General features: G+C 71.7%; 12 protein-coding genes. 5 read left to right on the top strand and 7 right to left on the bottom strand.

The window, feature by feature from the left end:
* Positions 1–9: 9 nt before the first annotated feature.
* The 3 genes from ACFYY6_RS19565 to ACFYY6_RS19555 form a co-directional block, all read right to left on the bottom strand.
* The gene (locus tag ACFYY6_RS19565) at positions 10–732 is read right to left on the bottom strand and encodes a DUF981 family protein (RefSeq protein WP_386607931.1); all 723 of its coding nucleotides are present in this window, start codon (positions 730–732) and stop codon (positions 10–12) included.
* A gap of 152 nt (positions 733–884) precedes the next feature.
* A complete protein-coding gene (locus ACFYY6_RS19560; protein ID WP_386607932.1) occupies positions 885–1,571 on the bottom strand; it encodes a DUF4291 domain-containing protein in 687 nt (228 codons plus the stop codon).
* 129 nt (positions 1,572–1,700) lie between these two features.
* Entirely contained in the window at positions 1,701–2,192 is a 492-nt protein-coding gene (locus ACFYY6_RS19555; RefSeq protein ID WP_351524631.1) for a transglycosylase SLT domain-containing protein, read from the bottom strand.
* Between the two features lie 445 nt (positions 2,193–2,637).
* Between ACFYY6_RS19555 and ACFYY6_RS19550 the strand changes: the two genes are divergently transcribed.
* The gene (locus ACFYY6_RS19550; protein ID WP_351524630.1) at positions 2,638–3,075 is read left to right on the top strand and encodes a hypothetical protein; all 438 of its coding nucleotides are present in this window, start codon (positions 2,638–2,640) and stop codon (positions 3,073–3,075) included.
* 218 nt (positions 3,076–3,293) lie between these two features.
* On the opposite strand, the gene mmsA is transcribed toward ACFYY6_RS19550, so the two are convergent.
* From mmsA to iolC, 4 genes are all read right to left on the bottom strand, one after another.
* Positions 3,294–4,793, bottom strand: a complete 1,500-nt coding sequence (gene mmsA, locus ACFYY6_RS19545; RefSeq protein WP_351525437.1) for a CoA-acylating methylmalonate-semialdehyde dehydrogenase — start codon at positions 4,791–4,793, stop codon at positions 3,294–3,296.
* Between the two features lie 118 nt (positions 4,794–4,911).
* The gene (gene iolD, locus ACFYY6_RS19540) at positions 4,912–6,801 is read right to left on the bottom strand and encodes a 3D-(3,5/4)-trihydroxycyclohexane-1,2-dione acylhydrolase (decyclizing) (RefSeq protein ID WP_389194363.1); all 1,890 of its coding nucleotides are present in this window, start codon (positions 6,799–6,801) and stop codon (positions 4,912–4,914) included.
* A complete protein-coding gene (gene iolB, locus ACFYY6_RS19535) occupies positions 6,798–7,682 on the bottom strand; it encodes a 5-deoxy-glucuronate isomerase (protein ID WP_351525439.1) in 885 nt (294 codons plus the stop codon). Before iolB ends, iolD begins: the two co-directional genes overlap by 4 nt.
* Positions 7,683–7,815: 133 nt before the next feature.
* Complete coding sequence (gene iolC / locus ACFYY6_RS19530; RefSeq protein ID WP_351525440.1) at positions 7,816–8,931, bottom strand: 5-dehydro-2-deoxygluconokinase; 1,116 nt, start codon at positions 8,929–8,931, stop codon at positions 7,816–7,818.
* A 137-nt stretch (positions 8,932–9,068) separates the two neighbouring features.
* Here iolC and ACFYY6_RS19525 point away from each other — a divergent pair, with 137 nt between their 5' ends.
* From ACFYY6_RS19525 to ACFYY6_RS19510, 4 genes are all read left to right on the top strand, one after another.
* A complete protein-coding gene (locus tag ACFYY6_RS19525; RefSeq protein WP_389194359.1) occupies positions 9,069–10,082 on the top strand; it encodes a sugar phosphate isomerase/epimerase family protein in 1,014 nt (337 codons plus the stop codon).
* Positions 10,083–10,201: 119 nt separating this feature from the next.
* Complete coding sequence (locus tag ACFYY6_RS19520; RefSeq protein ID WP_389194356.1) at positions 10,202–10,717, top strand: peptidoglycan-binding protein; 516 nt, start codon at positions 10,202–10,204, stop codon at positions 10,715–10,717.
* Positions 10,718–10,921: 204 nt separating this feature from the next.
* Complete coding sequence (locus tag ACFYY6_RS19515; RefSeq protein WP_351525443.1) at positions 10,922–11,233, top strand: heavy-metal-associated domain-containing protein; 312 nt, start codon at positions 10,922–10,924, stop codon at positions 11,231–11,233.
* A 122-nt stretch (positions 11,234–11,355) separates the two neighbouring features.
* Positions 11,356–12,584 (top strand): heavy metal translocating P-type ATPase (locus tag ACFYY6_RS19510; protein ID WP_389194353.1); only part of this gene is annotated, 1,229 nt, incomplete at its 3' end.

The raw sequence follows: 12,584 nt of genomic DNA, 5'->3' as shown, positions 1-12,584 counted from the left end.
CCGCGCGCCTCACTTGGTGTTCATGATCAGGCCGATGTGGGTGAAGTAGGCGAGCGCGCCGAACAGGAAGAACGCCAGCCCGGACAGCCCCCAGGCGACCCCGATGACCTGGGCCGCCCGCCCCCGGGGCCGGCGCAGCATGAACGGGAACAGGACGGCCCCGACGCCCACCAGGAGGTACGCCGCGGAGACGAAGGACGTCTCCAGCCACGGCCACCGCGCGAACTCCCCGGCGACGGGTTCCTGCGGAGGCGCGGCGAACAGCGTGTACTTCCAGCCCGCGGCGGCGATCCCCAGACAGGCCAGCCCGACGCCGAACACCAGGAGGGAGACGGGCGCGGTGACGCGGGCCGTGTGGACGACGCGGTTGGCGCTGTTGATGTCGGCACCGCGTTTCCAGAGGTAGAGGGCGGCGGCGAGGAGGAGGACACCGAAGAGCACCGCCGGTTCGCCGAAGGCGATGTTGTTCTGCGGGAAGCCGCCCCCGGCGAGTGGCCAGGTCAGGACCATGTGGAGACCGGCCACGACCAGGACGAAGCCGATGGCTCCGAACGCCAGCGCCCATCCGTCGGGGGTGATGGTGCGCCCGGGCTTCAGGAGCTGGTACCCCAGCGCCACCACGAGCAGCAGCCCGGCACCGGCCGTGACCGCGATGATCGTGTTGTACGTCGGCATCCCGGCCCAGTTGATCTTCAGACCGGGCGCCGACAGCAAGAGGGCGTGGTGGGTCATACGCGGAACGTAACGCCGGGCCTGTCACCCCGCAGAAGCATTGGCCCGCTCGCCTGATCCACGCGGCTGCACGCGCTGCCCGGTCACGCGATGTACGCGCCCGCGCGCCCGGTCGCCCCGCTCCCCCGCACCGGCGAACAGCGGGGTGGAGCTCAAGAGGCGGTGTGGCCCGTCGCCCCGGGGTAGGGCAGCTCCCTCGGCAGCAGTTGCGTCGCCTCGCCGAGCCGCCCCGCCGTCACGTGTTCGTGGATGCGCCGGGCCAGCGGCGTGACGTCACGGATCGAGACGGTCCACTCGTCCGCGTACCGTCGCGACGCCTCGCCGGACAGGCCGAGTTGCAGCGAACGGTACGGGAGCCGGTCCAGGCGCAGATCGCGTTCCGGGTCCCACTGGACGCGGGCCGGGCTCCGGCGCAGGCTGTCCTGCCAGGCGGCACGGTCGGCGTGAACTCCGCGCACGTAGTGGGAGAGTTCGGAGTGGGCCAGTGCCCAGTCGAATCCCTCGCGGGCGATCTCGACGGCCAGAACGGTCTCCTGGCCCTCCTTCATGGCCCAGCCGCAGCGGTACATCATCCACAGGAAGCTCGGCTTGATCCATGTCATGCGGTCGCGCTTCCACGCCTCCGGGAACCGCCCGTCGCGCGCCGCCGGCTGTCCGATGAACGGGGCGTACGCCTGGTAGACGGTGATCGTCGTGTCCGTGTACAGGGCGCGGATCTCGTGCTGCGGCCTGACCGGAGCGGTCGTGGCCGGGGCGGGCACGGACGGAGCGGTCGTGGCCGGGGCGGGCACTGACGGGGCGGTGGACGCGGTCGGAGCGGTCGCGGTCGGGGTGTTCATGGCCCCATCACAGCATCGGCGAGGCTACGCCGCGAGCGAGTTGCACCGCGCCGACGGCGTCGACGCCGAAAACCGGGGCAGGGGAGCCATGACGGCTCCCCTGCCCCGGTCGTTCTTCGGCTTCCCCGCTCAGTAGGCGGAGTTGACGTTGTCGATGGAGCCGTAGCGGTGCGCGGCGTAGTTCGCGGCGGCGGTGATGTTGGCCACCGGGTCGTAGACGTTCTTGGCCGTCCCGCTGACGTGGTAGGCGTTGAACGTCGGGTCGATGACCTGCAGCAGCCCCTTGGACGGAATGCCCTTGGCGGCGTTGGAGTCCCAGTTGTTGATGGCGTTCGGATTGCCGCCGGACTCACGCATCAGGTTGCGGTGGATCCCGTCGTACGAGCCCGGGATGCCCTTCGCCCGCATGACCTCCAGCGCCTGCTTGATCCAGGCGTCGACGTTGCCGCCACTCGCCCGGGTGGGGGCGGCGGGAGCCTGGGCCGGGGTGGCGGCCGAGGCGGCCGGGGCTCCGGCGACGGCACCGGCGACAACCGCCGCGCCTGCCGCGAGCACGCCCAGAGAAGTCTTCTTGGCGCGGGTCATACGAGCGAAATTCTTGGGCATCGCAGTGATCTGCATTCAGCAATTCCTCTTCGATCGGGGGGGTGATGTCAAAAATTGTTATGCGAGGAGGAAATCCAAGTCAACGAGGACCTTTTACTAAAACGCACCGTAGGTGTCGATGGAAATGATCCGAGATTTCTTCGTGGAGCATTGAAACGCAGGGAGAATGGGTTCGGAGAGGCCTACTACTGAGCCTCATAGTGACCGCCGCCACATGACCCACCCCACACGCCAAACGCCCCAAATCGGGATAAGAGTGGCACATATCACGTGGCCTGCGTCACACGGGAAGCCTTCTTTTCACTCGCCGTCATAAGAGAAATGCGCGGCGCGTTCACGCGCATGACCTCAGAGGTAATTGAGCGGGTGCCGCGTGCGTCCGTACCTTCCTCGTGCGGCACGCGCCTTCGCCGAAGGCACGACACGACAGACCGCGTGACAACGACAGGAGGACCCAGTGATGGCGTACCGGAACGCGAGTACGGCCCCGGCACCGGGCACGAAGGAAACGGCGGGCGTCGCCCGCACCGACGGACTGCTCCGGACGGCCCTCATGGCGGACGTGGTCCTCACCGGCGCCAACGGCATCGGCTATCTCGCGCTCGCCACGGTCCTGGACTCGTTCCTCGGTGTACCACGCCCGGTGGAGTACGCGGTGGGCGTGTTCCTCACGGTGTACGCGGCGTGGCTGCTGTCCGTCTCCCGCCGGGCCGAGCTCCACCGGGGCGCGGTCACCTTCGTCATCGCCCTGAACACCGCCTGGGCCGTGGCGAGTGTGGTCGCCGTGCTCGTGGACGCGCTGACGGCGACGGGGATCGGCAACGGCTGGATCGTGTTCCAGGGTCTGACCGTGGCGGGCATGGGGGCGCTCCAGTACCTGGGGCTGCGGCGCATGTGAGCCCCTGGGACGCACACGCGGTCCGCCCGGGGCCGTGGCCCGCCCGGCCGCGGAAAGGAACGACGGCTCGCCCGGGGCCGTGGTCCGCCCGGCTGCGGAAAGGAACGACGGCCCGCCCGGACACGGAACGCGGCGACGGCCCGTCCGGACACGGAGGGGTGTGTCCGGACGGGCCGTCGCCTCGGGGTGGATCGGGGACCGCGGGCGGGGCAGTGGGATCAGTGGTTGCGGGGGAAGCCCAGGTCCACACCGGCCGGTGCGTCGGCCGGGTCCGGCCAGCGGGTGGTGACGACCTTGCCGCGGGTGTAGAAGTGCACGCCGTCGTTGCCGTAGATGTGGTGGTCGCCGAAGAGGGAGTCCTTCCAGCCACCGAAGGAGTGGTAGCCCACCGGCACCGGGATCGGCACGTTGACGCCGACCATGCCGGCCTCGATCTCCAGCTGGAAGCGGCGGGCGGCGCCGCCGTCACGGGTGAAGATCGCGGTGCCGTTGCCGAACGGCGAGGCGTTCATGAGGGCCACGCCCTCCTCGTACGTCTCCGCGCGCAGCACGCACAGCACCGGGCCGAAGATCTCGTCCTTGTACGCGTCCGAGTCGGTGGACACGTGGTCGAGGAGGGAGAGGCCGATCCAGTGGCCGTTCTCGAAGCCCTCGACGGTGAAGCCGGTGCCGTCCAGGACGACCTCGGCGCCCTGGGCCGCCGCGCCCGTGACATAGGAGGCGACCTTGTCGCGGTGGGCGGCGGTGATCAGCGGGCCCATCTCGGACGACGGGTCGTTGCCCGGGCCGATCTTGATCTTCTCGGCGCGCTCCTTGATCTTGGCGACGAGTTCGTCGCCGATGGAGCCGACCGCGACGACCGCGGAGATCGCCATGCAGCGCTCACCGGCGGAGCCGTACGCGGCGGAGACGGCGGCGTCGGCGGCGGCGTCGAGGTCCGCGTCCGGCAGCACCAGCATGTGGTTCTTCGCTCCGCCGAGCGCCTGGACGCGCTTGCCGTTGGCGGAGGCGGTGGCGTGGATGTAGCGGGCGATCGGGGTGGAGCCCACGAAGGAGACCGCGGCCACGTCCGGGTGGTTCAGCAGCCCGTCGACGGCGACCTTGTCACCGTGCAGGACGTTCAGCACACCGTCCGGCAGACCGGCCTCGGCGGCCAGCTCGGCCAGCAGCATGGCGGCCGACGGGTCCTTCTCGCTGGGCTTGAGCACGAACGTGTTGCCGCACGCGACGGCGAGCGGGAACATCCACATCGGCACCATGGCCGGGAAGTTGAACGGGGTGATTCCGGCGACGACGCCGAGCGACTGGCGGATCGCGGCGACGTCCACCCGGCTGGACACCTGGGTGGACAGCTCGCCCTTGAGCTGGGTCGTGATGCCGCAGGCCAGCTCGACGATCTCCAGACCGCGGGCCACCTCGCCCAGGGCGTCCGAGTGCACCTTGCCGTGCTCGGCGGTGATCAGGCGGGCGATGTCCTCGCGGTGGGCGTCGAGCAGCGCGCGGTAACGGAAGAGGATCGCGGTGCGGGTCGCCAGCGAGGACGTGCCCCAGGTGGCGTAGGCGTCCTTCGCGGCGGCGACCGCGGCGTCCACCTCGTCGAGGGAGGCGAGCGCGACCCGGGTGGTGACCTCGCCCGTGGCCGGGTCGGTGACCGGGCCGTAGTTGCCCGACGCACCCTCGACGGTCTTGCCACCGATCCAGTGGTTGACGGTCTTCATGACAGAGCTCCTTCGATGGCGTGCGGTGGGGGTTCGATGGCGTTCGGTGACGTCTTCGGACGGCTGGACGGTGCCGGCGGGAAGGGCGGTCTCCGGGCACTGAGCGGCGGTCGTCGCTTCAGAGGTGATGGCGTCGGTCGGCGGCATTCCGGTCGTACGTCTCGCGGGCTTTCACGGCCGACGGCCGGGTGGCCGTCTCGGCCACGGGAACATCCCACCACGCCTGCGCCGGAGGAGGGCCCGACACTGTGTCTGCCGTTTCGGTCTCGACGTAGACACAAGTGGGAACGTCCGAGGCCCGCGCCTCGGCGAGGGCTTCGCGCAGGTCGCGCACGGTCCTGGCGCGCAGCACCCGCATGCCGAGCGAGCCGGCGTTGGCCGCGAGGTCGACGGGCAGCGGCGAACCGGTGAAGGTGCCGTCGGTGGCGCGGTGACGGTAGGCGGTGCCGAAGCGCTCGGCGCCGACCGTCTCGGAGAGGCCGCCGATGGACGCGTAGCCGTGGTTCTGGAGCACGACGAGCTTCACGGGCAGCTCCTGCTGCACGGCGGTGACGATCTCGGTGGGGTTCATCAGATACGTGCCGTCGCCGACGAGCGCCCAGACGGGGCGGTCGGGGGCGGCCAGCCGGACCCCGATCGCGGCCGGGATCTCGTAGCCCATGCAGGAGTAGCCGTACTCGACGTGGTACTGGTGCGGGGAACGGGCCCGCCAGAGCTTGTGCAGGTCGCCGGGGAGCGAACCGGCCGCGTTGATCAGTACGTCGTCCTCGGTGACGAGCGCGTCGAGGAGGCCGAGTACCTGGGCCTGGGTGGGGCTGGCGTGCGGGTCGTCGGCGGTGAACGCGGCCGTCACCCGTCGTTCCCACTCCTTCTTGGCCTCGGTGTACTCGGTCTCGTAGGCCGGGTCGACGCGGTGGTGGCGCGCGCCGAGCTCCGCGTCGAGCGCCTTCAGCGCGGTACGGGCGTCGGCGACGAGCGTGAGGGCGCCGAGCTTGTGCGCGTCGAAGCCGGTGATGTTGACGTTGAGGAAGCGGACCGCCGGGTTCTGGAAGAGGGTGGCGGAGGCGGTGGTGAAGTCGGAGTAACGGGTTCCGACCCCGATCACCAGGTCCGCGTCCCGGGCCAGCGCGTCGGCGGTCGCGGTGCCGGTGTGGCCGATGCCGCCGACATCGGCGGGGTGATCGTGTCGCAGGGAGCCCTTGCCCGCCTGGGTGGAGGCGACGGGGATGCGGGTGGCGGCGGCGAACGCGGCGAGGGCCTCCCCGGCCCCGCTGTGGCGTACCCCGCCGCCCGCCACGATCAGCGGCCGTCGGGCACCGCGCACGGCCCGTACCGCCCGCTGAAGTTCGTACGGGTCGGGGGCGGGGCGGCGCACGTACCAGACGCGCTCGGCGAAGAACTCCTCCGGCCAGTCGTGTGCCTGGGCCTGCACGTCCTGCGGCAGCGCCAGCGTGACCGCGCCGGTCTCCGCCGGGTCGGCGAGGGTCCGCATGGCCTGGAGGGCGGCCGGGATCAGGGCCTCCGGGCGGGTGATCCGGTCGAAGTAGCGGGAGACGGGGCGCAGGCAGTCGTTGACGGAGACATCGCCCGCGTACGGGACCTCGATCTGCTGGAGCACGGGGTCGGCAGGCCGGGTCGCGAAGATGTCGCCGGGCAGGAGCAGGACGGGGAGGTGGTTGACGGTGGCGAGGGCGGCTCCGGTGACGAGGTTGGTGGCGCCGGGGCCGATGGACGTGGTGACGGCGTGCGCGGAGAGCCGGTCGGACTGGCGGGCGTAACCGACGGCGGCGTGCACCATGGCCTGTTCGTTGCGGCCCTGGAAGTACGGCATGGACCGGCCGGACTCGACGAGCGCCTGACCGATCCCGGCGACGTTGCCGTGGCCGAAGATGCCCCAGGTGGCGCTGATCAGCCGCTGCCGACGGCCGTCGCGCTCGGTGTACTGGCGGGTCAGGAAGGTCACCAGGGCCTGGGCGGTGGTGAGCCGGCGGGTGGCTGACGCGCTCACGAGGCTGCCTCCGGTCCGTACAGCGGAAGTCTCGGGTCCGCGGGTTGCGAGGACCAGGTGTCGCGGATCCACGCGTGGTCGGGGTGGTCGGTGATGAGCCACTCCCGCTCCCCCGGGCCCGCCATGACGTTGAGGTAGTACAGGGTGCGGCCGGGCGGGGCGATGGACGGGCCGTGCCAGCCGTCGGGGATCAGGACGGCGTCGCCGCTGCGGACCTCGGCGAGGACGTCCGTACCGCCGGGACGGGACGGCGACACCCGGTGGTAGCCGAGGCCGTCGCGCTCCACCTCGAAGTAGTAGATCTCCTCCAGCACGGACTCGGCGCCGGGGCGGTGCTCGTCGTGCTTGTGCGGCGGGTACGACGACCAGTTGCCGCCGGGCGTGAGGACCTCGACGGCGATCAGCCGGTCGCACTCGAACGTGTCGGCGGCGGCGAAGTTGTTGACCTGCCGGGAGCAGTTCCCGGAGCCGCGAAGCTCCACGGGGACCTCCGGCGCGGGGCCGTAGCGAGCGGGGAGTCGTCGCTCGCACTTCGCTCCTGCCAGGGCGAAGCGGCCTCCTGCGCCGGAGGCGATCTGTGCGTGGGCGTCGCGCGGTAGGTAGGCGAAGTCGGATACCCCACTGAACACGCTTTCCCGGCCCAGCAGTTCAAAGATCTCACCTGAGGTATGCACCGTACAGCCACCGGTCAATGGCAGGACGATCCACTCGCTCTCCCCGGTGACGAGCGTGTGAATTCCACCCGGCTCCAATGCGAGCACGCGCAGGCGGGACCGGTCCCAGCCAGCGCGTTCCGGAGAGATGTCGAGGGTGTAGGAGCCGCTCGCCGTGCTGCCCGCGCCGAGGTGGCGGCGCGGTTCGTCGTCGTCATCCGTCGTCATGTCTCTTCCCTACCCGTCCCTGCCCGTCGCTCGCCGACGTGCTGCCCGACGTCCGGGCCGGTGCGTGACCCGATGCGTGCCCCGGCGCTCGGGCCGGTGCGTGACCCGACGCACGGGGTGGTGCGTGGCCGCGTCATGGTGCGGCTCCGGTGCGGTGGGCGGTGACGGCCCCCTCGGCCAGGACCGCCTCGACCTCGTGCGGGAACGGCATGGCGGACGAGCAGGAGAGCCGGGAGGCGACGATGGCCCCGGCCGCGTTGGCGTACCGCATGACGCGTGCGGCGTCCCAGCCCGCGAGCAGCCCGTGGCAGAGCGCCCCGCCGAACGCGTCGCCCGCGCCGAGGCCGTTGACGACCTCGACGGGCAGCGGGGGCACGTCGGTGACCGTGCCGTCGCGGTGGACGGCGAGCACGCCCGCGGGGCCCCGCTTCACGACGGCCAGTTCGACACCTGCGGCGATCAGGGCGCGGGCGGCGGCGTACGGTTCGCTCTCCCCGGTCGCGATCGCGCACTCGTCGGGGTTGCCGACGGCGACGGTGGCGAGTGCGAGGGCCTCGCGGTAACGGGCGGCGGCATCCGTCACCCGGCCGGAGGCGCCCGGCACCTGGTCGGAGGCGCCCGGCAGCCGACCGTGAGGGTTCGGCGCCCGGCCGAGTTCGTTCGGCGTGACGGCCGCGTCCGGTGGAGTGGCGGCATCCGCCGTGGCGTCGCCCCAGAACATCGGGCGCCAGTCGAGGTCGAACACGGTGATGCCGGACCGGCCGCGGGCGCGCAGCGCGGCGAGCGTCGAGGTGCGGCTCGGCTCGGCGCACAGGCCGGTGCCCGTCGCCCAGAAGACCCGCGCGGACCGGATCGCGTCGAGATCCAGTTCCTCGGTCCGGATCTCCAGGTCCGGCGCCTTGGGGCGGCGGTAGAAGTAGAGCGGGAAGTTGTCGGGCGGGAAGACCTCGCAGAACGTGATCGGCGTCGGGTACGCGTCGACGGGCGTCGCCCACCGGTCGTCCACCCCGAACTCCCGCAGCTGGTGGCGCAGATAGTCCCCGAAGGCGTCCCGCCCGGTGCGCGTCACCACCGCGGTCCGCCGGCCGAGCCGCGCCGCCGCGACGGCGACGTTGGAGGGCGAGCCGCCGAGGAACTTGCCGAACGTCTCGACCCGGGCCAGCGGCACGCCGGTCTGCAGGGGGTAGAGATCGACACCGATCCTGCCCATGGTGATGACGTCGTACGGCTCGGGCTTCGGCTCGGGCATGGGCGCGCACATCCCTTCGACCGGCGGCGCTGACGGCTGTTCAAGGTCTAACGGCCCTCCGACCCCCTGTCAACGCTATGTCCGGACATAAGGACGAATGATTGACAGGGGTTCCGGGGCCCGGAAGTCTGGGCCGCATGGTCTCCTCCTCCCGAGCACCTGCTCCGTCGCGCATCCGCATCGGTTCGGCACCCGACTCGTGGGGGGTCTGGTTCCCCGACGATCCGCGGCAAGTGCCTTGGCAGCGCTTCCTCGACGAGGTCTCCGAGGCGGGTTACGAGTGGATCGAGCTGGGTCCGTACGGCTATCTCCCGACCGATCCGGCCCGGCTCGCCGACGAGACCGGCCGCCGGGGGCTCGGGGTGTCGGCCGGGACGGTCTTCACCGGATTGCACCACGGGCCGGGTGTCTGGGAGCGGACCTGGGCGCATGTCTCCGGCATCGCGGCACTCACGCGGGCGATGGGCGCCGGGCACCTGGTGGTCATCCCGGCGTTCTGGCGCGACGACCGGACGGGCGAGGTCCTGGAGGACCGGGAGCTGACCGCGGAGCAGTGGCGCGATCTCACCACCCAGACGGAACGGCTGGCCCGGGAGGTACGGGACCGGTACGGGCTGCGCGTCGTCGTCCACCCGCACGCCGACACCCACATCGACGGGGCGGAGAACGTCGGCCGCTTCCTCGACGCCACCGATCCCGACCTGGTCTCGCTCTGCCTCGACACCGGTCATTACGCGTACTGCGGCGGCGACAGCGTCGAACTGATCGAGACCTACGGCGAGCGGATCGGCTATCTGCACCTCAAGCAGGTCGATCCGGAGGTCCTGGCCCGGGTGGTGGCGGACGAGGTGCCGTTCGGGCCCGCCGTGGCGCGGGGCGTGATGTGCGAACCGCCGGGCGGGGTGCCCGCGCTGGAACCCGTGCTCGCCGCGGCCCGCGCCCTGGACGTCGACCTCTTCGCCATCGTCGAGCAGGACATGTACCCGTGCCCGCCCGACAAGCCGTTCCCCATCGCCCGCCGCACCCGGGACTACCTCCGCTCCTGCGGCGGCCCGCGCCGCCCCGGCGTACCGACCGACCCGCGGAGGAACGACGCACCGGTCGACACGCCCGGGAACGGCGCGCCGACCGGGCCGCACCGGGCCGGCTGACACGCCGAACGGTTCCTGGAAGTGACATCGTGGCGGTACGCGGTGTTGTCCTCGACAAGAGGGCGGTGCGCGGCCCCGGTCGCGCACCCCGCCGCACCGCACGAGGAGCAGGACCGACCATGACCCGGAAGACGCTGCTGTCCCGCAGGACCCACTGGACACACAGGCCGGACAGGACACACAGGCCGGACAGGACACACAGGCCGGACAGGGCACGCGGGGCGGACAAGACGCGCGGGGCGGCGCGGGCCGTCGCCCTGGCCGTGGCCGCGCTGACCGCCTCCCTGGCCGCTTCCCTCGCCATCGCCCCGGCCGCGTCGGCCGACCCGCGGAACCCGGTGCCGCCGCCCGGTTCCAGCCCGGTCTGCGCCTTCTACGACGGCGACGCGCCGACCGTGTACGGAGAACGGGGCGACCGGGTCTCCCAGATCCAGTGCATGCTCGCCAACCGTCACTACCTGCCGTGGTCCGCTCTCGACGGTCGGTTCGGGCCGCAGACCTTCCTGGCCGTGCGGCGCTTCCAGGCGGACCATCCCCCGCTCGCGCCGAACGGCCTGGTCACCGAGGCCACCTGGTCGGCGCTCTGGCACGCGGGACCGAGCCGTACGAGCCCGCTCCCCCACCCCCCGATGTGAGGCGACTCATCCACCGGTGGAACTCGCCCGTCGGCGGGGGCACTCGCATTCATACCCCCTAGGGGTATAGAGTGCAGTGTCGGAGCCCACCGGACCCGCCGGGTTCCCGACGCCATGCCGTTTCGCGCTCACCGCGACCGGAAGGCCGTGGCCGGAACGTCGCGGCCGAAGAGTGGCAGTCGAAGAGTCGAAGAGGAGAACACCATGACCGTCGAGACCCAGCTTCCCCAGGCCACCGGCTCCTGCTGCTCGCCGAGCGGCTCCTGCCACGACAGCGCCGACGTCGACTCCGCGGCGGGCGCGGTGACCACCGTCTACCAGGTGTCCGGCATGACCTGCGGCCACTGCGAGGGGGCGATCTCCGAGGAGATCTCCGGCATCAAGGGCGTCACCTCGGTGAAGGCGGTGGCCTCCACCGGCCAGGTGACCGTCGTCTCCGACGCCCCGCTGTCCGAGGAGGACGTGCGCGCCGCGGTCGACGAGGCGGGCTACGAGCTCGTCGGCGCCACGGCCTGACCACGAGCCCGGGACGAAGCCGCTCCCCGGGCCGAGCCGCATCACCCGCGTTGTCGCCGGGCCCGACCTGCCAGCAGATACTGGTGGGGTACGGCCCGGTCGGCGTTTCAGGAGTTTCGGACATGCACAGCGCGACGGAAGCCGGGGCACCGGCGACCGACAACTTCCGGGCCGAACTCGCTATCGGCGGGATGACCTGCGCCTCCTGCGCGGCCCGGGTCGAGAAGAAGCTCAACCGCATGGACGGCGTCACCGCCACGGTCAACTACGCGACCGAGAAGGCCCGGGTGTCGTTCGGTCCGGGCACCGGGATCGCCGATCTGATCGCCACGGTCGAGAAGACCGGTTACACGGCCCAGCCCGTATCCTCCCCCGCCCCGGCACGGGCCCCGGCACGACCTCCCACGCCCCGGACCGGTACCGAAGCCGACCGGTCCACCGACGTCACCGGGCGGGTCGATGTCCCAGCACGGGCCACTGTCCCCCCTGACCGGCCCACCGGCACCGCCGACCGGTCGGCCGACGTCACCGAGCAGCCCGCCGACGCCGCCGAACGGGAAGCCGACGCCGCGCTCGCCGCACTGCGCCAGCGCCTGACCGTGTCGGCGGTCCTCGCCGCCCCCGTCGTCCTGCTCTCGATGATCCCGGCCTTCCAGTTCGACGACTGGCAGTGGCTCTCCCTCACTCTCGCCGCGCCCGTCGTCGTCTGGGGCGGGCTGCCCTTCCACCGCGCCACCTGGACCAATCTGCGGCACGGCGTGGCCACCATGGACACCCTGGTCTCGGTCGGCACCCTCGCCGCCTTCGGCTGGTCCCTGTGGGCCCTGTTCCTCGGCGACGCGGGCGTGACCGGGATGCGGCACGGCTTCGACCTCATCGCCTCGCGCCACGGGGCCTCCTCCACCATCTATCTGGAGGTCGCGGCGGGCGTCATCACCTTCATCCTGCTCGGCCGGTACCTGGAGGCCCGCTCCAAGCGGAAGGCCGGTTCCGCCCTGCGCGTGCTGATGCACCTGGGCGCGAAGGACGTCTCCGTCCTTCGCGACGGCAGGGAGGTGCGCGTTCCCGTGAGCCGTCTCGCCGTCGGCGACCGCTTCGTCGTACGGCCCGGCGAGAAGATCGCCACCGACGGCACGATCGTCGAGGGCGCATCGGCCGTGGACGCCTCCATGCTCACCGGGGAGTCCGCCCCGGTCGACGTGGGCGTCGGCGACTCCGTCACCGGGGCCACCGTGAACGCCTCCGGCCGGCTGGTCGTCGAGGCGACCCGGATCGGCGCCGACACGCAACTGGCCCGGATGGCCAGGCTCGTCGAGGACGCGCAGAACGGAAAGGCGGCGGCACAGCGCCT

Source organism: Streptomyces sp. NPDC001750 (assembly GCF_042892615.1).
GTDB lineage: Bacteria > Actinomycetota > Actinomycetes > Streptomycetales > Streptomycetaceae > Streptomyces.
The sequence above is the reverse complement of the archived record's forward strand: the minus strand, read 5'-3'. Positions and strand labels throughout refer to the sequence as shown.